The organism is Paenibacillus sp. EKM212P, from assembly GCF_011066115.1.
Lineage (GTDB): Bacteria > Bacillota > Bacilli > Paenibacillales > Paenibacillaceae > Paenibacillus > Paenibacillus polymyxa_B.
Map to the genome: position 1 here is coordinate 454,826 of NZ_JAAMNR010000003.1, position 21,834 is coordinate 476,659.

The following is a 21,834-nucleotide window of genomic DNA, read 5'->3' on the forward strand; positions in this document are numbered from 1 at the left end:
GCAGGAAGACGTGGAGAGGGAATGAAACCAATGAAATATAGTAAGCCCCTGCTTTTCATTGCGCTTGGCCTATTTGGTGTATACACGATTGAGTTCGGTGTGGTTGGCATTTTGCCGGTCATCATTGAACGTTTTTATATTACGGCAGCTCAGGCCGGGTTTCTTGTCAGTTCATTTGCATTGATCATCGCGTTGTTCGGTCCCTTCATGGTGCTATGGATGTCCAGGTTTAACCGCAAGCGAATCATGACAATGTCGTTGTTTGTTTTTGCCATAACAAGCTTGCTGTCAGCCTATACGTCCAACTTTTATCTACTAGTGATTTTACGTATCATTCCGGCTCTGTTTCACCCGGTGTATTTCTCGCTTGCCTTTGTCGCTGCCACTGCGTTATATCCCCCGGAAAAAGCAACGCAAGCTTCCGCCAAGGCCTTTCTCGGCACGAGCATGGGAATGGTACTCGGTATCCCAATTACAGCCTATATCGCCAATCAATTTTCATACGAGGCCTCCTTCTGGTTTACTGCGGTAGCGAATGGGATTGCAGGGATCGGTATTTTATTTATGCTGCCGGATACACCACAAGCCGAAATGTTCTCCTATCGGAAGCAGCTTGGCATTTTGCGTAAAGTATCGCTATGGCTCAATATCGGGGCGGCTACTTTTATTTTTGCAGCCATGTTCTCGGTGTATAGCTATTCTGCCGAATATTTGGGGCAAAATACAGGGATGAGCAGCAAGGTTATCAGTTTTCTGCTTATTATTTTCGGCATCGGCGGGATGCTCGGCAATCTGTTGGCTGGCAAGCTCATGGGCTTGCATAAGGTACGCACCGCTCTTTTTCATCCAGTAGTCTTGGGGGGCACCTATTTGCTGTTGTACGGGATCAGTTCTTCATTTATCCCTACGCTCTTCATCATTATCGTGTGGGGGGCCGTTCATACCAGCGGACTGATTGTCGCCCAGATTTGGGTGATTGATGAGGCCAAAGAAGCTCCCGCGTTTGCCAACAGTCTTTATATCTCGTTTATTAACTTAGGGGTATCACTGGGCTCGCTGGCAGGGGGGTGGTTTATTGCCAGAGCGGGGATCCATGGGACGCTGTGGAGCGGTTTGCTGTTCGCCATGCTGGCGATGGTATGCATCGGGTCTAAGTTGATTTATCCACGTATTTTGCGAAAATATAAAGGGTTAGATGTGCAAAGCTAAAAAGTTGCAAGAGGGCCAAGCCTGTTTTCATAAAAAATCGGTTCAACACTTTGTATGGTGTTGAACCGGTTTTTGTTTAAAGATTGATTCCTGCCTGTCGGAGTGGATCATGCCCAGCGATCACGATGCTTGCCCCTTGCTTTGCTGCTTCTATGGCTGTTGCCAGCCCTATACCTGCACTGCCGCCAATCACGACGACACGTTGATTATGTAAATTCATATTATTCTCAGCTCCTTTATAAGGATTATATCGTAACTATTTTTAAGACATACTCATTTTTATTCGTATGGGCTTTCCTGTACCGTGCTTTTGCGATAGGATGTCGGCGATTGGCCCGACCAGCGCTTGAACTGTCTGCTAAAATGCGCAATATCCCCATAGCCGAGCATATCGGCAATTTGTTGCACCGACCATTGCGGGTCAGCTAACAGCAACTTGGCCTCATGCAGCACAAGCCCGGATAGGTATACACGGGGAGACACACCGAAAACGCTACGGAATACACGATTACAATGGGACACGCTAATACCTAGCTCGGATGAAATCCCCTCGATCCCATCCTGTTTTTCCACCGATCCGGCCTGTCCATAAGGCTGATTCACTCTGCCCTGAAGACGACTGGCAATCTGATGGGCAAGCTCTGCCTGCACATATCCACGCCCCGGCAGATCGGCCGCTTCACTGGATACAGCCTCCCACAACGTTGCGAACAGTTCAAACACAGCAGATTGAATCCGCATACGCTTTGCCACCGAATCACTACCTACTCCTATGTCTTCTGGCGTTGAAAGATCGAGCAGCTTGCTCAACGCTGGTCCCATCTGACCTGCTACGGTGCCTTCAGCTGGAAACAGCATCTGCTCCAGACGACTCAGGAGCGAGAGAAACAGCTTATCATCAATGTCGAAATGCATACAAAAATACGTAAATCCCTCTCCGTTACTATGGCTGGAGTGGACAATCCCCGGGCGCAGCAGCACCAGATCACCCTGTCGCTGGGTATAGCTGCAACCATCCACAACCATGATCTGTTCTCCCGCAAGCACGATGTTAATTTCATATTGAGGATGCTCGTGTGGCGGATAGCTCCACTCTCTTCCGACACTTCGTGTATGAATGGCAAACAAATTGACCGTGGTCCGTACATCGGGAAAAAAGAATTCCTCTCCGGCAGCTGTAAGGTCTGGATAACGGGGAAGCTTCGGTAAACGTGGTGACGACATGTTTTCCCTCCTGGCTTACTTACATGGATATACTCCAGTATATCGCTTTCAGCGCGATTTGGATAAATAGTTGAGCGATTTGACAATGGTTCCCCGCCATTTGACATGCTAGGCTCTAAGTGAAGTTAGTCAAAGTTAAACCTTACTATGAAAGGGGTTTCATTATATGTCGAAAAATATATTTTATAACACGCAGCATGCACCGATCGGTTCTTTTTCCAGCTTTACGCTTGGGTTTAAGGGCAATCGCGGCGGACTCGGTTTGGAGCTGGGCAAGCCTGCCGATGAAAATGTATATATTGGGCTGCAATCCAGAGATGGCGGATCATACGAGGCGCTTCCCTTTTTTGCATCCACACAGGATGAAAGTGCCCGCTACGACGTGGAGAAAAAGGGTAAACGAACGGAACCACAGCTTATGGCCTTTGCCGATTCAGACATTACCCGTGAGCTAAAAGCAGGAACGGATACATGGCAGGCTGGTGATTTGACGTTCCGGCTGTACTCTCCTGTTCGCCCGGTGCCCGAGCCGGGAACCGCGGGTATGGATGAGCTGCGAGCAGCGTTGGTTCCGGCGTTATTCGCTGAGCTAACCGTCGATAACACGCAAGGAACTGCAGCACGAAAAGCTTTTTTCGGCTATCAGGGCAGTGATCCGTATAGCGGCATACGCATTATTGGAGAAGATCCGCGCAGGGACGCTACGGATTCTACCCCATTGGAGGGAAGACTCACAGGCATCGGCCAAGGGCGCAGCACAGCCATTGTGACCAACAGTAGAGAAGCGGTACCTGCCAGCGGATTTGCAATGGAGAAGCTGCTTGGGGAGACCATGGCCGAGAATTTATCCTTTGGCCTGGGCGTGACGGGTGCGCTTCTGATGGACGTTCCCGCAGGTGAGAAGCGCACGTATACCTTCGCCATATGCTTCTATCGCGGCGGCATCGTAACGACAGGCATCGAAGCATCGTATTACTATACCCGGCTGTTCAAGGATATTGAAGACGTGGGGAGCTATGCATTGAAGCATTTTACAGACCTCACCGCAGCCTGTGTTCAGGCTAATCGCTGGATGGAGTCGGCTAACCTGAGCCCAGACCAGGAATTCATGCTCGCTCAGGCGATCCACAGCTACTACGGCAGCACCCAACTGCTTAGTCACCAAGCGGACGGAGAACCGATCTGGGTTGTGAACGAAGGCGAGTATCGGATGATGAATACACTCGATTTGACGGCAGATCAGCTCTACTATGAATTGATTTTAAATCCATGGACGGTGCGCAACGAGCTGGAGTGGTTTGTCCAAAGGTACAGTTATCGGGATGAGGTACGCTTTCCGGGAGAGGAACAGACCTATCCGGGTGGTATCACGTTTACGCATGATATGGGCGTGGCCAACGTGTTCTCCCGGCAGGGATACTCCTGTTATGAGCTGGCAGGGATTGACGACTGCTTCTCTTATATGAGCCATGAGGAGCTGGTGAACTGGCTTTGCTGCGCCACGGTATATATCGAGCAGACACAGGATCAGTCATTTACAACACGCATGCTGCCTGTCTTGTGTGACTGCTTCGAAAGCATGCTGCGGCGGGATCACCCCGACCCGGCACAACGAAACGGCTTGATGGGCTTGGACAGCTCTAGAACCCGGGGAGGCGCGGAAATTACGACCTACGACAGTCTGGACGTATCTCTGGGTCAGTCCCGCAACAACATTTATCTAGGCAGCAAATGCTGGGCGGTATATGTTGCACTGGAAAAAATATTTGCCTCAAAAGGGCTTGACTCCCTCTCACAGGAGGCTGGCTTACAGGCGGACAAATGCGCAGCCGCAATCACAGCACATATGACAGACAAGGGCTATATTCCTGCAGTTATTAAGGAAGGCAATGACTCGCAGATTATTCCTGCCATTGAGGGGCTGATCTTCCCTTACTTTACAGGATGTGAGGCTGCGCTTAAGCCTGATGGACGGTTCGGTGGATATATCCAAGCACTGCGACGCCATTTGGAAACTGTACTGGTACCGGGAGTTTGTCTGTTTGAAGACGGAGGCTGGAAGCTGTCCTCGACCAGTAACAACTCCTGGCTGAGCAAAATCTATCTGTCACAGTTTATTGCCCGCGAGCTGCTGGAACTGCCTTGGGAAGAAGCTGGGCAGGCCGCAGACGCTGCCCACGTCTCATGGCTCCTTCACCCTGAAGAATCCTATTGGTGCTGGAGTGATCAGATACTCTCCGGTATTGCTCACGGCAGCAAATACTATCCACGCGGAGTTACTGCTATTTTGTGGCTGTATGAAGGCAACGGCAACCGTCTGACTCTCCCTGAGCATATGAGTCAGGATCAGGAACAGCATGTCTGAGGATCATCTTCACCTGCCCAAAAGGAGGCTCCAATATGAGCAAGCTTATGGATATGCCAAAAGAGAGCGGCTATGCGGCTTGGCTGCATTACAGCCGCAATAGTAAGGTAGAAAAGCTGCCCGCTTGGTGCAGGGTCATCGTGGTCCATGAGACAGATGAAGTGCTTGAATCGGCTGCGAGTGAGCTTCAGCACGGATTGACCTCCATGTTTGGACAGCAGCCGAAGATCAGCGCCGTTCCTGTGAATGCGCCATTCATTGCGCTGGGTACGTTCCCAGCGCATCCTTTGGTCGCAGAACGATTCAGCGCAGAGGAACAGGCAGAAGTGGGTGCAGAAGGCTACCGAATTCGCGGGATAGAGATGCCAGATCCGGCATATTCAGCTTCGCATGGTAACGATGAGTTCAAAGGACAATACGTTACAGTCGCAGGGCAGACCTCCAAAGGCGTATTGTACGGAGTCTTTCATCTGCTGCGCTACCTGCAGGGAGGACTAGATGGGAAGTTGAAGCCCACCACCGAATCATTGCACGCCCCCATTCTAGACCAATTATCCAACCCTGTTAATCCCATCCGCATGATCAACCACTGGGATAATATGGATGGTAGTGTTGAACGTGGATATGCGGGCGGATCTATTTTCTACGACAATAATGCCTTTACTACAAATATGGAGCGCCTGCGTGACTATGCCCGTCTGCTCGCTTCTGTAGGCATTCAAGCACTATCCATCAACAATGTGAATGTCCATCAGGTAGAGACTGAGCTGATTGCAGATAAATTCCTACCGGATGTGGCTAAAGTAGCTGCGGTGTTTCGCGCCTATGGCATACAGATCTACTTGAGCATTAACTATGCCAGTCCTATTCAGCTCGGCGGGTTAACCACGGCCGATCCCTTAGAATCAGCTGTAGCTGAATGGTGGCAGACCAAAGCCCAGGAAGTTTACGCCGCCGTTCCTGATCTGGGTGGTTTTGTGGTCAAAGCCGATTCCGAAAATCGGCCTGGACCGTTCAGCTACGGACGCCATCACGCCGATGGAGCCAATATGCTGGCAGATGCGTTGCAGCCCTTTGGCGGACGTGTGATTTGGCGCTGCTTTGTCTACAACTGCAAGCAGGACTGGCGCGATCGCAAGACGGATCGGGCTCGCGCAGCCTTTGACCATTTTAAACCGCTGGATGGACTGTTTCGAGAAAATGTCATTTTACAGATCAAAAATGGTCCCATGGATTTTCAGGTACGGGAGCCTGTCTCCCCCCTATTCGGTGCGCTGGAATCCACTCAGGTACTGCTGGAATTTCAAATTGCGCAAGAGTACACCGGCCAACAGAAACATCTATGTTACCTTGTTCCCCAATGGAAGGAAGTATTGGATTTTGACACCTACGCCCAAGGAAAAGGTTCCACCATCAAGCGTATCGTGAGTGGCGCTCTGCATTCTCCCAAGCATACCAACTATGGAATAGCCGCTGTATCCAATATTGGTGCAGACACCAATTGGACCGGACATTTGCTCGCCCAGTCCAATCTTTATGGCTATGGTCGGTTGGCATGGGACCCGGACCTGTCCGCAGACGAAATCGCTGACGAGTGGGTTCGGCTGACGTTTGGCAGACAAGGGAATAGCGACGGCGACACAGATTTAATTTCTACCATTAAGCAAATGCTGCTCAATTCATGGAATATCTACGAATCCTACACCGCCCCTCTCGGGGTCGGCTGGATGGTCAGTCCCGATCACCACTATGGGCCGGATGTAGACGGGTACGAATATTCTATGTGGGGCACCTACCATTTTGCTGATTGTCGGGGGATCGGGGTAGATCGCACGTCCGCAACCGGAACGGGCTATGCAGGACAATATTTTTCTCCCAATACTAATATCTACGAATCTACGGACACCTGCCCGGATGAGCTGCTTTTATTCTTTCACCATGTTCCTTATACACACTTGCTCCACTCCGGCCAAACTGTCATACAGCACATTTATGATACCCATTTTGAAGGTGCAGAACGTGCGGCCCATCTCCGAGACACATGGGTTAGTCTACGAGGGCAATTGAGTGATGCCATGTATGAACAGGTGCTGGAGCGGCTGGAGCATCAGGCTGAGCATGCCAAAGAATGGCGGGATCGGATCAATACGTATTTCTACCGTAAAAGTGGCATTCCGGACCAGAAGAATCGCCCTATTTATTAAGCAAGCTGCCTCGGCAATACTTTCATACAGACTGGAACAAGGCTTCTCTACGCCTAGGTTCGCTTTCTCCTATACTGGCATTGTCTATCCGCACATCATTAAAAGGCATGCGTCTTACTCAGACCTATGCCTTATTTTTTTGCCTGGAAACTTTTAAGCACACGGTTGCTTACGTAAAATGTCATATTTGTCCACTCTGAGTGTGCAATAAATTCTTCTTTCTATGCAACCGCTTGCTTTATACTATTTTTGTAGACGTTTACAAAATGTTGTCGAATTAGACTATGCTTTGGGGAGGATGATCGGTTTGACCTTGTATCGAAGTCTATGGAAAAAAGGGTGTATGCTTCTACTAAGCCTTGTGCTGTCTCTGACCGCCTTCATTGGCTCACCCTCTAATACGGCGAGCGCTGCGGTTGCAGATGATTTTCAAGCTTCTGTCATGGGGCCGCTGGCGAAAATTAATGACTGGGGTTCCTTTAAAAAGCAACTGCAAACGCTGAAAAGTAACGGTGTTTATGCCATCACTACCGACGTCTGGTGGGGCTATGTGGAGAGCGCAGGAGATAACCAGTTCGATTGGAGCTACTACAAGACCTATGCAGATGCCGTGAAAGAAGCGGGACTGAAGTGGGTTCCTATCATCTCAACGCATAAGTGTGGAGGAAATGTGGGAGATGACTGCAACATCCCACTGCCAAGCTGGCTGTCGAGCAAGGGCAGTGCAGATGAAATGCAGTTCAAGGACGAAAGCGGTTTTGCCAATAACGAAGCCCTCTCTCCATTATGGAACGGGACTGGTAAACAATATGACGAGCTATATGCCTCATTTGCTCAAACCTTTGCTAGCTACAAAAGCATCATTCCCAAAATTTATTTAAGCGGTGGGCCCTCTGGAGAATTGCGATATCCTTCATACTATCCGGCAGCGGGATGGAGTTATCCTGCACGGGGCAAATTCCAAGCCTACACTGAAACAGCCAAAAGTGCGTTCCGCACGGCCATGAATGAAAAGTATGGATCAATGGACAAGATTAATGCAGCATGGGGTACCAAGCTGAGTAGCCTTAGCCAAATCAATCCGCCGACCGATGGGGACGGATTTTACACGAATGGAGGATATAATTCCACGTATGGAAAGGATTTTCTGTCGTGGTACCAAAGTGTGCTTGAGAAGCATCTAGGTGTCATCGGAGCAGCTGCCCACAAAAACTTCGATTCTGTGTTCGGTGTCCGGATCGGGGCCAAAATTTCCGGTCTGCACTGGCAAATGAACAATCCTGCCATGCCGCACAGCACAGAACAAGCGGGTGGATATTATGATTACAACCGTCTCATTCAGAAATTCAAGGATGCCGATCTAGACTTGACATTTACTTGCCTGGAGATGAGTGACAGTGGCACAGCACCGAATTATTCGTTGCCGTCCACCCTGGTTGATACTGTCTCCTCCATCGCGAATGCCAAGGGTGTTCGCCTGAATGGTGAAAATGCACTCCCGACAGGCGGCAGCGGCTTCCAAAAAATCGAGGAGAAAATCACGAAGTTCGGTTATCACGGGTTTACGTTATTGCGCATCAACAATCTCGTCAACAATGATGGCTCACCAACCGGTGAGTTGAGTGGATTCAAACAATATATCATCAGCAAAGCCAAGCCTGACAATAATGGCGGTACAGGCAACAAAGTAACGATATACTATAAAAAAGGCTTCAACTCGCCTTACATTCACTACCGTCCGGCTGGTGGTAGCTGGACTGCTGCACCGGGTGTGAAAATGCAGGATGCCGAAATTAGCGGCTATGCTAAAATTACCGTCGATATCGGTTCTGCCTCCCAATTGGAAGCCGCTTTTAACGACGGCAATAACAACTGGGACAGCAACAACACCAAAAACTACTCCTTCAGCACGGGCACTTCTACGTACACGCCCGGTAATAGTGGCAATGCAGGAACGATCACTTCAGGCGCTCCATCGGGCGCGAATCCCGGGGATGGCGGCGGTACAACTAACAAAGTAACGGTATACTACAAAAAAGGCTTCAACTCACCTTACATTCACTACCGTCCGGCTGGTGGTAGCTGGACTGCTGCACCGGGTGTGAAAATGCAGGATGCCGAAATTAGCAACTATGCTAAAATTACCGTCGATATCGGTTCTGCCTCCCAATTGGAAGTTGCTTTTAATGACGGTAATAACAACTGGGACAGCAACAATACTAAAAATTACCTTTTCAGCACTGGAACTTCTACCTACACACCCGGCTTGAACGGAGCTGCAGGATCTATCCGAACGGGGGCACCTTCAGGAAGTGCCGTCAGCGTAGTGACTTCCACCTACGCAACCGACCTCAACGAAGTGGCAGGGCCTATCCAAACAGAAAAACTTTCGGGTGTATCCTTAAACGTAAGCACTTCTACCTACACACCCAATGTTAACGGAGTTGAAGTAACTGCTCAAACGGAGGCGCTTTCGAGCGCCTTCACCTCTATAGATCCGGGTACCCTCTCCAAGCCCACTCCCCTTGGCACAGACTGGAGCAAACAGAGCATTTATTTTATCATGACAGACCGATTTAGCAACGGAGATCCATCCAACGATAATTACGGTGGTTTCAATTCCAACAACAGCGATCAGCGCAAGTGGCATGGCGGCGATTTTCAAGGTATTATTAACCAACTAGACTACATTAAAAATATGGGATTTACCGCCATCTGGATTACTCCGGTAACGATGCAAAAGAGCGAATACGCTTACCACGGCTATCATACGTATGATTTTTATGCGGTAGACGGACATCTCGGTACCATGGACAAGTTCAAAGAGCTGGTTGGTAAGGCACACGACAAAAATATCGCTGTTATGCTGGACGTAGTTCCCAATCACACCGGCGATTTTCAACCTGGGAACGGCATCGCCAAGGCTCCCTTCGACAAAGCAGATTGGTATCATCACAATGGCGACATCACAGGAGCAGACTACAGCTCCAACAACCAATCGAAAATCGAAAACGGTGATGTGGCTGGATTAGATGACCTGAATCAGGACAACCCTGCAACAGCAAATGAGCTCAAAAACTGGATCAAATGGCTGTTGAACGAGTCGGGGGTCGACGGACTGCGGGTGGACACTGTGAAGCATGTACCCAAAGGGTTCCTGAAGGATTTTGATCAAGCCGCCAATACCTTCACCATGGGTGAAATTTTCCATGGCGACCCTGCCTATGTGGGGGATTACACCCGATATCTCGATGCCGCATTAGATTTTCCGATGTATTATACAATCAAGGATGTGTTCGGACACGATCAATCCATGAGAAAAATCAAGGAGCGCTACTCCGATGATCGTTACTATCGCGATGCCCAGACCAACGGCGTATTTATCGACAATCATGATGTAAAACGTTTCCTGAATGACGCCTCCGGCAAGCCGGGTGCTAACTATGACAAATGGCCTCAGCTCAAAGCTGCCTTGGGCTTTACTTTGACCTCACGCGGGATTCCTATCATCTATCAAGGCACCGAGCAAGGCTTTAGTGGCGGAGATGATCCTGCCAACCGGGAAAACGTTGTGTTTAACGCCAATCATGACCTGTATCAGTACATCGCTAAGCTGAACTCTGTGCGCAACAACCACCCTGCTCTGCAAAACGGCAACCAAAAGGAAAAATGGGTGGACGACTCCTTTTACAGCTTCCAGCGCTCTAAAAATGGCGACGAGGCCATCGTACTTATCAACAACTCGTGGAGCAGTCAAACCCGCACGATTGGCAACTTCGACAATCTGTCCAACGGCACTCGCCTGACCAACCAATTAAGCAACGACTCCATTCAGATTAACAACGGTTCGATCACCGTGACTCTTGCTCCAAAGGAAGTTAAAATTTTCACCAAGTAAACAGCGGCATTCAGTTATATTGGTTATTCAGATATGCTAAAAATAAATGATAGAAGGATATACTAAAAAAGAGCAAGGATGCTGGTAACATCCCTACTCTTGGCAGCTGCCGCTTTGAAGAGTGGTCGGCTGAAAAGGGCTATCTATTAGAAATAGACCGTGTTCCCTCTCCAGGGCGGTCTATTTCTTTTTGTTATACTCTACTTATTTTTCTATACGAACATAACTTCGCAATGCTAAAAAAAGTCCCAGCACAAAAATGAAGCAAATACTGATGAATCCTCCAGGAACATACGTAAATGTTCTGCCCATGTCGCCATGGGGAGAAAACAATAACGGCACTGTCCATGGATAAAAGGTATTCCCCGGTATATTAATTAAAACAAAATTTAAACACATGACCGTACACATTCCCATAATAGCAGGCACAAATTTTTTCCAACGAATAGCGAAGAACGTGATGATCGGGATGAGCATAGCGTGCATAAGAATCATTTTAGCAAATACCCCAAGCTGATACATAACGATTTCAAAGGTTAGCGGTCTGGCCGTAATAAACATACCCAATATCGCAGATAGCACAAATGCTAACAGCAGGCTAACAGCGATGTACATATAGATAACGAGCAGCTTGCTGAAGTAAATCCGAGTTCGGCGAACTGGGTTTGTAAACAGTGCAATATGAGTGTTCTCCTGGTATTCTCTCGCATAGATATAGCAGGTCAAAATGTAATAGCTCATATATCCAGTTATTAAATTAATGGAGGATACCAAATCCATAAAGTATTCATTCCATCCATCACGATCCAAGGAAAGTTTAGGATTTATGGCGTAAGTACTAAAAGTCAAAAATACGGTTGCTATTAAAATAAACACACTTAGAAAAAGAATTTTAGTTCCTTTCAGCTTCAAGCACTCTGCTCTAAACAGGTCAAACATAGTAGCCCTCCTTTCAAAAAATCTCCATTTAGGCTCTTCTTTGATATGTCCATATGGATAAAAACAATCCAAGAAGAAAGATCACGGATAAGCTGAGCCATGCTATTGAAACATTGGTAGGTATAGTCGCATTTCTTTCATTAGGAGATAAGAGATAGGGCACAATCCAAGGGTACCATTCACTTTTGTATATAAAATTTAAAAATATTGCAGTACAAACTAGGAGTACAACCACCATGATGCTCTTCCAGCGTATAGCAAAAAAAGAGGCGATTGGGATTAACATCGCATGCATCACACACATTTTAGCAAACACTTGGATTTGGTATACCCAGATAGCCATCGTTAAAGGTCGATCTGTAATGGACATGCCTAATAAGGCAGACAAAAACAGAACGAGAAATAAGGATACAATAATAAATCCATAAATAATGATCAATTTACTAAAATAAAATTTAACCCTGGTGACAGGCGTTGTAAACATAAATAGATGCGTGTTTTCCTGATACTCTCTTGCAAAAATATGACCGGTTAATATGTAGTAACTGATAAATCCGGCTGCAACATTGACGAAGAGAACTATGCCCTCGAAATAGTAAGTCCAACCCCGTTTATCAATTGAATATCTGTAAAAAATAGCGCTCAATCCAAACATCAACAGTACAACAGCCAGTAATATAATATAGCTCAACAAGAAGGCTTTAGAGCCTTTAAGCTTAATAAGTTCTGCTCTAATCATGCCGCTCACCCTCTTCTGAAATGAGTGTTAGAAAGTACTCCTCCAGTGTCTGCTTTGTGGTGTGTATCTCATAGACTGAAAACTGATGATCTATTAACTGCTTATTTAACGCAGCTGTATTCTCAATCTGACTATGAATTCTTAGTTGTTGTGGGGATATCACATTAGATTGAAGTTGCTTCATGTGCTCTTGCAGAAATGCTTGCACTGCTTCTGCATCGTCTACCTTTACATCTGTATATTGCTCAAAACCTTCCTCTAATCGGCTCAAACGATCTTCCGCTAACAGTTTTCCATTATGTATAATCCCGATGTGTGTAGCTAACTGCTGAATTTCGCTCAAGATGTGGCTGGAAATAAGAATTGTTTTCCCGTCTTCCTCGCACAACCGCTTCAATAGCTGACGAATTTCCTTAATTCCAGAGGGTCCAGTCCGTTCGTCGGCTCATCCAATATAAGCAACTCTGGGTCATGAACAAGCGCCCTTGCAATCCCTAATCTTTGCTTCATTCCTAGGGAAAAATTCTTAAACTTTTTTTTGCCGGTATGCTCTAATCCCACAGTCGTTAATGTACGTTCAATTCTTCCATCATCCTGCACTCCCATGTACATACAGCAAATCCTTAAATTATCGCGTGCGCTCAAATTTTCGTATAAACCAGGCGTTTCGATAATTGTACCTATTTTCGAGAAAATAGAAGGATGGTTTTTCTCCAGCCGCTCGCCAAATAAAAAAACCTCCCCACTTGTAGGCTCAATTAGCCTCATTAGCATGCGGATAGTGGTTGTCTTACCAGCTCCATTTTCACCGAGGAAACCGTAGATACTGCCACGCTCCACATGTAAGGATATGTCGTCTACGGCTACAGACCCCCCAAACTGTTTGCGGAGCTTTTTCGTTTCGATAATATAATCCACTTTCAAACCTCCTAATCACTAAATAATACAAGTATACAAAATATAACCACTACTACCTGTAAGATTGCTTACACTGTACCATCTGTCCATAAAACAAAACAGGCACCTGACGAAGCGTACACTTCGTTGCAGGTGCCTTGTTTATATATAAACAACGTGGGATTACTTAGGCCTCAGTAGCCACGTTGATATTGTTCAGGTATGGAAGGCTCCTCGCCGCGCAGCGTCACTGCTGCATGAATCGCCCAATATGGATCGCGCAGCAATCCGCGTCCCACAGCGACCAGATCGGCATCCTCGTTGCCGATAATAGACTGCGCCAAGGCTGGGTCATCCAACGAGCCTACAGCAATCACCGGGATGTTCAGTGCCTCGCGAATTTGGCGTGCGAACGGCACTTGATAGCCCGGATAGTTGCCCGGCTTTCTGGCGCCAGCAGGGCCTTCCCCGCCCGAGCTAACATGGATCACGTCTACGCCTGCAGCCTGATATGCACGGCTCAGCTCAATGGCATGATCCACATCGTACCCACCATCTACGTATTCCACCGCGCTGATGCGTAAGATTAACGGCATACCCGCAGGCATTTGCTTGCGTACAGCCTGAATGACTTCAACGCCGAAACGGGATAAATCCTTACCGTACTCGTCGTCCCGCTTGTTTGTAACTGGCGAATGGAATTGGTGAATCAAGTAACCATGTGCCCCGTGCAGTTCAATCGTATCCACGCCCGCTTGAACTGCACGCCGGGTAGCGTCTGCGAATTTCTGCACCATGCCACGGACTTCCTCCGTCGTAAGCGCGCGTGGCTGTTTATAATTCGCATCCGGGTATGCAATCGCGGAAGGAGCAACTGGCTCAGCTGCATCCTCAGCTTTACGGCCCGCGTGAGCAATCTGGATGCCTACCTTGGACCCGTGCGCATGAATGCCGTCAACCAGCTTCTTATAAGCTGGGACATGCTCGTCTGACCAAAGACCCAGATCATAATCTGTAATCCGTCCATCCGGTTCCACGTCCGTCATTTCTATAATAATCAGGCCCGTGCCTCCAATAGCCCGGCTCAGGTAATGGACATGATGCCAATCATTCGGAATCCCGTCCTTGGCTGTCACCGAGTATTGGCACATCGGGGGCATCACCACACGATTTTTTAATTCCAAATCTTTCAGTGTATACGGTGTAAACAACGAATTCGTCAAAACGTTCATCTCCTTTTTATCTTCGTCACATAAACGAAAATACACTCCAAATTACACGGTCTATTATAGACATAATCGGCATAGTCCAAACGGAATAAAGAGATTCCCTCCAACGGGGGATCTCTCACATTTGCAACTTGCAGTCATTATGTATGTCGTATGGTGTAGATATATTGCACACAACCTATTATCCACAACTCAATAACTTTTTGCAAGTAAATATTTAAATATTATTAAATATTTTTTTGTCCTTCCCCTCTCCGCCTCCTAGCTATAATACAAAAAGACGCCCTTACGGACGCCTCTGCAATACCAATCTTATTGTGCTGAACCTAATTGTACCCATGCCTTCTCAATCTCTGCAACCGCCTGATCCTTGTTCATGTTACCGCTGATATATGCCTGCATCAGCTCACCAAATTTTTGGTGGAACGTATCCAGCGAGTAGTTAACAGACAGATCACCGGACTTCGACGTTTTCAAAATGCTTTCCATTTCCTTAGGCATTTCCAGATCAGGAAGCGGTGCATCCTTAATTGGAGGAATCACCTTCGCTACCTGGGAGAACCAGTTCTTACCGTATTCCGAAGTGTACAGCCAGTTGAAAAATTCAATTGTTTCCTTGGATACTTCGGAATCCTTGTTGATACGTAGCGCCTGATCCGCACCGGTAATGATAACCGATTGATCAGCTTTGTCACTCACCGGATATCCCATGATGCCAATCTTGAGATCAGGATTAATTTTCTTGATTGCTTCCTCATCCCATGCACCTTTACCCGTCATAAATGCAGCTTTTCCAGATGCAAAATCACTTACTTCCGCATTGCTGTCCCGTTCCAGTGGCTTATCTGTGCCATGTTTCACCGTCAAATCAATGAAGTTAAAGAAGTTGTTGTACAGCACGGGGTAGTCCTTGATTTTTGCTTTGCCTGCGATAAAATCACTAACGAGTTGCTTCGGTTCCACGCCTGCATCCTGCGCGGCAGCATCTACATAGTGTTGGAAGATATGTTTCCATACCCACCACTCTTTATATGCGTTGGCAAATGGAGTAATGCCCTTCGCCTCTAGCTTGGTGACCGCATCCTGCATTTCTGCAATCGTCTTCGGCGGGGAGGTTACCCCAGCCTTGGTAAGCAAATCCTTATTGTAAATCAGCGTAAACAGGTTCCCTTTTACCGGGAGTCCTAATACTTTGCCGTCACTGGAGCTCATATTCGCTCGAACAGCATCCGTCATGGCTGCTGCCAGCGGCTCATTGGTCAGATCAGCGCTATAATCCGCATACGTGTCGATGTCGCCTCCTGCCGTCGTTTGGAATACATCCGGTGTACTACCTGAGGCTATTTTCGACTTCAGAATCGTGTTGTAGTCTGCCTGCATGATCTCCAGATTGATCTTCACGTTAGGTTTGACCTTCTTATACTCCTCGATATACGCATTAAAAGCATCGGTATACTCTGGTGAAGCTGTGAACATGTTTATTGTAACCGTTTTCAAATCTTCTTTGCCGCCAGCACTTTCTTTCGACCCATCCGTGCCGCCGTTGCTTCCACATCCGCTCAACAAACCGACCGTCAAAAGCAAACTGCCGGATAACGCCATCATCTTCTTTAACATGGATACTCCCCCATTTGTTTGTGATCAACGTCCATGCGATCATTCTAAAAAATATACTCCCATTTAAAAAGGCAGATTAGTGAAGCGTTAAGGGTAAAAAAGTGGTTTATTGCAGGCTCACGCGATACTCAGACGGTGACACCTGATAATAATTACGAAAAGCCTTACTGAAATAATTTTTATCTTTGTAGCCGAGCATATCCGAGATTTCCTGTATTTTCAGGCTAGAATCACCCAGCAGCTCCTTCGCCTTGTCCATTCTAACCTTCTGTACATATTCGTGAATACCGTAACCAAACTGCTGTTTGAACAGCTTCATCAGGTATTCCCGACTCAAGAAATAGGTTTCGGCAAAAAACGAAATTTTGATATCCTCAAAATAATAACGGTCGATGTGCCTTTTGATGTCCGTTATGTCAAAGGGCTGGTTCCCCGCTTGAGCATGTTGGACCCCGGCAATGTAAAGCTCCAGCATTCGATTCAATCTCTGAACGTAGTGGGCAAAGCTCGTAAAATCAGCAGACAAATCGCCTTCAGTCACCCGTCCCTGTTCTACCAGAACTTCCTCTTGATTCAACGCTGACACAGACGCGCCCAACTCAACAGCAGCTTCTCTCAGTAAAAAATGGAACTCCTTCATCATTCGATCCGCATCCTGTAAACGGAAAATAGGGCCTGATGCCAATTGTTTCAGCAGATCGCCCAACAATACCTTTGCCCGGTTCGCCTGGCCTGTCTGAGCATCCTTTTGGATCGACAACAGTCGCTCCGTCCATGATATTTCCTCTAGCGTACCCATTTGCCGGGGCACCGTATGGAGAATAGATTCTCCTTCCAGCTTCAACACATCTGTGCTGTGAATGAGCGTCTTGGCATCCATATAAGCAGACGCTAGCTCCAATACATCTGTGCAGAGCTTACCCAATCCGGCAACTACCACCATGCTGAACAGCCCATGCAGGTTCACCACCGCCTTCTGTGTCACTTGTGCCAATAGTAAGGCCATATGTTCTTCTTGTCCTGGGGCCAAGGTACAGATCGAAACGATCTCACGCTCCCGTCGCGGATGGGAGAAGCTAAAACAACTCAACCGTTCATCTGATGTCTGAGCTAACACATTGGTCACAGCAAAATCCATCAGATCGGCATCGCCATGAAAACGCGTCCTGCGAATCTCATCCCTGTTCAGCATCCGCAGCACGATCACCCCAAAGCGATTCCCCGGCTGATCCGCTCCGATCAATGGGAGCAACGTCGTATTGGCCTGCCTTTTAAAGCTACCGTCCAAAATGGACAAATATAGCTTCTCTTTCAGCTTCGGCAGTGACATATTCAGCGTAATGTTCTGGCTAATGAACTTGTTTTTGCTTTGCTCTCGACTTTCCAGAATGTCCACTGCTTTGCGCAGTGCCTGATTCAGATCCTGACGATTGATAGGTTTGAGCAGATAGTCCACCACCCGGGATTGAATCGCCTGCCGTGTAAATTCAAAGTCATTGTAGCCACTAATGACAATCGTCAGCATATGGGGATATGCCTTTTCGATAGCACGTAGAAATTCGATACCGTTCATTTCCGGCATCTTCATATCTACCATCACCACATCGATGTGATGTTGACCTAACAGTTCCATTCCCAGCCTTCCATTCGTTGCCTCATAAATATGCTTGATGCCCAGATTACCCCAGTCTCCAACAATACGAATGGCTTCGCGTAACGGTTCTTCATCGTCAATAATCAATACGTTATACATGGCTGACTCCTCCCCGGGGAATTTGCATTCTCATTTCCGTTCCTGTTTCATCCGTAAGTATGAATAATCCTGCCTGTTCTCCATACAAAAGCTTCAAGCGTGTGTTCAGATTCTTCAAGCCGATATGCTCGCTCTCCCGGTCTTCCCATTTTTCATGAAACGAATCCAGCACCATTTTCAGCTTGTCCTCTGAAATTCCAGGTCCGTTGTCCCTGACTGCAATTGTGGCATTTGTAGAACTCGATTCGGCTGAAATGACGATCAGAATATCGCTTGATACTTTTTCCAACGCATGCTTGATAGCGTTTTCCACCAACGTCTGCACAGATAATCTCGGAATCGGCAGCTCCATCAGCGTTTCTTCCCATACCACTTCGACCCGCAATCTCGCTCCGAACCTTGCTTTTTGCAGACCTATATACCGTTCAATGTGCTTGAGCTCTTCGCGGGCAACTACGATATCCTTGCCGTTGATGGAATACCGCAACGTTTGGGCCAACGCATCCACCATATCCGCCATGTCGAACATCTCCCGCTTTAATGCCTGCGTGGATATGGCTTGCAGGGCATTGTACAGAAAATGAGGATTAATTTCAGCCTCCAACGCCTTGAGTATGGCGTTCTTTTCGACCAGCTTCATGCGATAGCGCTCATTAATAAGTTCTTCGGTTCTTTGGACCATTTCGTTAAAATGCAGCGACAAATATGCAATCTCGTCATGTCCCTTCACAGGAGCTGCTGCTCCAAAATCTCCGGTGCTAAACCGCTGCATCTGGGTGGACAGCTTATGTAAAGGTCGGGTAATGGCGTTCGAGGTCAGTGTCACTAATATAATAGACACACCTAAAAATAAAGCCCCGATGGCATAGCTCCAATTCCGTGTTGTCGTAGCTGCTTCATAAATCTGGCGGTATGGGATGGGCTTAATGAGCTGCCACCCATCTTTTTCACCAGCATCATAGACAACCAAATACTCCTGATCCCCACTGCTATCTGACCACGTTACTCGCCCGCTTCCTCCCTTGCCGATCTGTGTCAACACTCCAGAATCACGCATCCGCTCATATAGCGGAAAGCTGTTCACATAAAAGGGAACCCCTTTAGGGCTCATTAGCATCAATTGGTCCCCTTTGCCCAGTGGAATGTTCTGCATGATTTCATTCACGGCGCTCGTATTGTAATAAAAGGACAGCACCGCCTGCGGGTGGCGGGATGCAATCGACCTCAGCACTCGATGGTATGCCATAAAGCTGGCTTGTGGCGCCACATAACCCATATCAGAGCGGGACCCCACAAAGGATTGAAATGATTCGTTCGTGGTACTAGCCATCGCCTCTTTATACCAAGGAAGCTTGGGAATATCTGTGTTTATTCCTTTGCGCACCGTAATGTTGTACGTCTCCCTGGTAACCACATAGTATTGATGTCGGTCCGCCACATACAGATAGATCGCTTCCAGATCATTACGTGAATAAAACATGCTGCGCAAGTAATTTTCAATGACCATTCTCGAAGCATAGTCCCGATTCTCATTGGCAATGGCGTTCATGATATCGTTATAACGAAGCTGCGGAAGAGCCAACTGCTGCATTCCCTCCAAGTAATCCTCCAAATTCTGATTGACCAGCAACAGATTATTGGTCGTGCTGGCGATGCTATGGTTAACCGACTCCTTTTCAATCATCTGATAGGAAATAATTGTGAGTGAGCCCACCACCAGAATAATCACCGAGGTAAAAAGTAGAATGAGCTTGTTCACTAATTTTTGCGTGATCCTCCTCCACATAGAGCGAAGAAACGTTCCTACACGCTCTGACATCATGATAATCGCCCCTTTTGAAAGCGTACACATTTTTACCCTCAACTGTTTTCTTAAATCCATTGGTCCGGCCCTAGGGGCTATCCTATACTTTCATTATATCTTAAACAGCTTGGAGCGAAAGAGCGGAAAATGTTGAGAAAAAGAGGTGCGTTATGCTGAAAAAAAGGGGAACTTGGGGCGATAAGGGCAGTAAACTGGAATTCGGTTTATTCACACTGCCCGTAATCCTGTGCATTACGATTGCATTTTATATTCCGTTTTTGATGACGATACGCTATTCCCTGACCAAGTGGAACGGCATATCCAAACATCCGAAATTTGTAGGTCTGGATAACTTCAAGCAAATCCTGCTTGGGGACGCCAATTTTGCACATGCAGCCTGGTTTACCGTCAAGTATGCCATTCTTTACATTGTATTGGTGAATGTGCTGGCCATTTTGCTGGCGCTCGTTCTCGATATGAAGCTGAAAAGCTCGGCTTGGCTGCGGGCGGCTTTCTTTATCCCGTATATCCTCAGTCTCGTGATTGTCGGCTTTATATGGAAATTCATCTTCATGCAAGGCTTTGAGTCACTGGGACACAGTACAGGCTGGGGCATCTTCCAGCTAAGCTGGCTGGGTGAGGAAGGGCTCGCGTTTATTTCCATTTTGGCGGTATCGATCTGGCAATCCATTGGCTTTTACATGGTCATTTATATTGCAGGTTTGCAATCTGTGCCAGAGGATTTAAAAGAAGCTGCCATTGTCGATGGCGCGGGGCCGATTCGGAGATTTTTCAGTATTATTCTACCGATGCTCGCACCTTCCATTACGATCTCAGTCTTCATGGCACTGACCAACTCGATCAAAGTGTTCGACGTCATTTTATCTCTGACCGGCGGCGGGCCAGGTGGTACGACATACAGTATTGCGTATGATATTTACCGGGACACGTTCCAAAACAATCTGTATGGCTACGGAACAGCCAAAGCATTGATTTTATTCGTTGCAGTCCTGGTCATTACGATTATTCAATTGTCTATTTTCAAACGCAGGGAGGTTGAAGCCTGATGCAACGCAGCCGTACGGGACGTATTTTGCTAGAAGCGGGCATGATTGTATTATCACTGTTATTTTTGTACCCGCTGTTTCTCGCCATTAACAATTCGTTCAAAAGCTTCGCTGAGGTCATGACCGACGTTATTGCGCTGCCCAAGCAGCTTTCGCTGGATAACTATGTATATGTATGGAAATTCATTGACTATCCGCGCCTATTTCTGAATAACACCATTATCACCGTCGTCGGACTGGCAGGTATCGTACTGATATCTTCCATCGCGGCTTACAAGCTGGCAAGAACCAAAGGCAAATGGAGCTCCGTGATTTACATGCTGTGCATTATGCCGATGCTGATCCCATTTCAGTCCATCATGCTCACTGTCTTGCGACTGGCGAAAGACTTAAATCTGGCAGATAGCACTTGGGGACTTGGCTTGCTGTATTGGGGCTTCGGCGCACCGCTGGCAGTGTTTATCTATCACGGCTTCGTGAAAGGTATTCCGGCTGAGATTGATGAAAGCGCCAAAATCGATGGGGCCTCGGGCTTCCGGCTTTTCTTTTCCGTGATTTTTCCCTTGCTGAAATCAGTCACCGCCACCATTGTCATTATCGACGTGATGTGGATTTGGAACGATTTTCTGCTTCCGCTACTTATGGTTAATGGCTCACCCAGCACCAAAACGCTTACGCTGGCCGCCTACACCTTTGTCGGACAGTATACGTCAGACTGGCAATACGCCATGACCGCGATGGTAATGGCTGTGCTGCCTTCGATCATCGTATTTATTTTTCTGCAAAAATACATTGTTAAAGGCGTCGTCGCTGGAGCCGTCAAAGGCTGAGTCAAATATTCGAAGTTTATAAAATAAAAAGCGCCTTAAGTGAGGAATTCCCCCCTCTT

General features: G+C 47.4%; 15 protein-coding genes and 1 pseudogene. 6 read left to right on the top strand and 10 right to left on the bottom strand.

The window, feature by feature from the left end; all coding sequences use genetic code 11:
* The first annotated feature begins 30 nt into the window (after nucleotides 1–30).
* Nucleotides 31–1,209 carry an MFS transporter gene (locus tag G9G54_RS11295; RefSeq protein WP_165178341.1) on the top strand — a complete coding sequence of 393 codons (1,179 nt, stop codon included), beginning with the start codon at nucleotides 31–33 and terminating at the stop codon, nucleotides 1,207–1,209.
* Nucleotides 1,210–1,321: 112 nt separating this feature from the next.
* Here the strand turns inward: G9G54_RS11295 and G9G54_RS11300 are convergent.
* Nucleotides 1,322–1,429, bottom strand: a pseudogene (locus tag G9G54_RS11300) (SDR family oxidoreductase); the annotation flags it as partial.
* Between the two features lie 59 nt (nucleotides 1,430–1,488).
* Nucleotides 1,489–2,433, bottom strand: a complete 945-nt coding sequence (locus G9G54_RS11305; RefSeq protein ID WP_165178054.1) for a helix-turn-helix domain-containing protein — start codon at nucleotides 2,431–2,433, stop codon at nucleotides 1,489–1,491.
* 166 nt (nucleotides 2,434–2,599) lie between these two features.
* Between G9G54_RS11305 and G9G54_RS11310 the strand changes: the two genes are divergently transcribed.
* From G9G54_RS11310 to G9G54_RS11320, 3 genes are all read left to right on the top strand, one after another.
* Entirely contained in the window at nucleotides 2,600–4,798 is a 2,199-nt protein-coding gene (locus G9G54_RS11310) for a glycoside hydrolase family 52 protein (RefSeq protein ID WP_165178056.1), read from the top strand.
* Nucleotides 4,799–4,833: 35 nt separating this feature from the next.
* Nucleotides 4,834–7,002 (top strand): alpha-glucuronidase family glycosyl hydrolase, encoded by a 2,169-nt coding sequence (locus tag G9G54_RS11315; protein ID WP_165178058.1) that lies wholly within the window; start codon nucleotides 4,834–4,836, stop codon nucleotides 7,000–7,002.
* Nucleotides 7,003–7,309: 307 nt separating this feature from the next.
* Nucleotides 7,310–10,900 (top strand): family 14 glycosylhydrolase, encoded by a 3,591-nt coding sequence (locus tag G9G54_RS11320; protein WP_165178060.1) that lies wholly within the window; start codon nucleotides 7,310–7,312, stop codon nucleotides 10,898–10,900.
* Nucleotides 10,901–11,104: 204 nt separating this feature from the next.
* Here G9G54_RS11320 and G9G54_RS11325 read toward each other — a convergent pair whose 3' ends face one another.
* From G9G54_RS11325 to G9G54_RS11355, 8 genes are all read right to left on the bottom strand, one after another.
* Nucleotides 11,105–11,839, bottom strand: a complete 735-nt coding sequence (locus G9G54_RS11325; protein ID WP_165178062.1) for an ABC transporter permease — start codon at nucleotides 11,837–11,839, stop codon at nucleotides 11,105–11,107.
* Between the two features lie 28 nt (nucleotides 11,840–11,867).
* On the bottom strand, nucleotides 11,868–12,578 hold the full coding sequence (locus G9G54_RS11330) for an ABC transporter permease (protein ID WP_165178065.1): 711 nt from the start codon (nucleotides 12,576–12,578) through the stop codon (nucleotides 11,868–11,870).
* Entirely contained in the window at nucleotides 12,571–12,921 is a 351-nt protein-coding gene (locus G9G54_RS25635; RefSeq protein WP_238807952.1) for a hypothetical protein, read from the bottom strand. Before G9G54_RS25635 ends, G9G54_RS11330 begins: the two co-directional genes overlap by 8 nt.
* Before the next feature lie 50 nt (nucleotides 12,922–12,971).
* Entirely contained in the window at nucleotides 12,972–13,496 is a 525-nt protein-coding gene (locus G9G54_RS25640) for an ABC transporter ATP-binding protein (protein WP_238807964.1), read from the bottom strand.
* Nucleotides 13,497–13,669: 173 nt separating this feature from the next.
* Entirely contained in the window at nucleotides 13,670–14,698 is a 1,029-nt protein-coding gene (locus G9G54_RS11340) for an NADH:flavin oxidoreductase/NADH oxidase (protein WP_185156291.1), read from the bottom strand.
* 318 nt (nucleotides 14,699–15,016) lie between these two features.
* On the bottom strand, nucleotides 15,017–16,321 hold the full coding sequence (locus G9G54_RS11345) for an ABC transporter substrate-binding protein (RefSeq protein WP_165178069.1): 1,305 nt from the start codon (nucleotides 16,319–16,321) through the stop codon (nucleotides 15,017–15,019).
* A gap of 106 nt (nucleotides 16,322–16,427) precedes the next feature.
* Nucleotides 16,428–18,074 carry a response regulator gene (locus tag G9G54_RS11350; protein ID WP_165178071.1) on the bottom strand — a complete coding sequence of 549 codons (1,647 nt, stop codon included), beginning with the start codon at nucleotides 18,072–18,074 and terminating at the stop codon, nucleotides 16,428–16,430.
* On the bottom strand, nucleotides 18,067–19,926 hold the full coding sequence (locus G9G54_RS11355; protein WP_165178342.1) for a cache domain-containing sensor histidine kinase: 1,860 nt from the start codon (nucleotides 19,924–19,926) through the stop codon (nucleotides 18,067–18,069). The genes G9G54_RS11350 and G9G54_RS11355 overlap by 8 nt, the downstream gene beginning before the upstream one ends.
* A gap of 122 nt (nucleotides 19,927–20,048) precedes the next feature.
* Here G9G54_RS11355 and G9G54_RS11360 point away from each other — a divergent pair, with 122 nt between their 5' ends.
* Together G9G54_RS11360 and G9G54_RS11365 are read left to right on the top strand one after the other, a co-directional pair.
* The gene (locus G9G54_RS11360) at nucleotides 20,049–20,945 is read left to right on the top strand and encodes a carbohydrate ABC transporter permease (protein ID WP_165178073.1); all 897 of its coding nucleotides are present in this window, start codon (nucleotides 20,049–20,051) and stop codon (nucleotides 20,943–20,945) included.
* Nucleotides 20,945–21,775, top strand: coding sequence for a carbohydrate ABC transporter permease (locus G9G54_RS11365; protein WP_165178075.1), 831 nt, complete (start codon nucleotides 20,945–20,947; stop codon nucleotides 21,773–21,775). Before G9G54_RS11360 ends, G9G54_RS11365 begins: the two co-directional genes overlap by 1 nt.
* Nucleotides 21,776–21,834 lie beyond the last annotated feature (59 nt).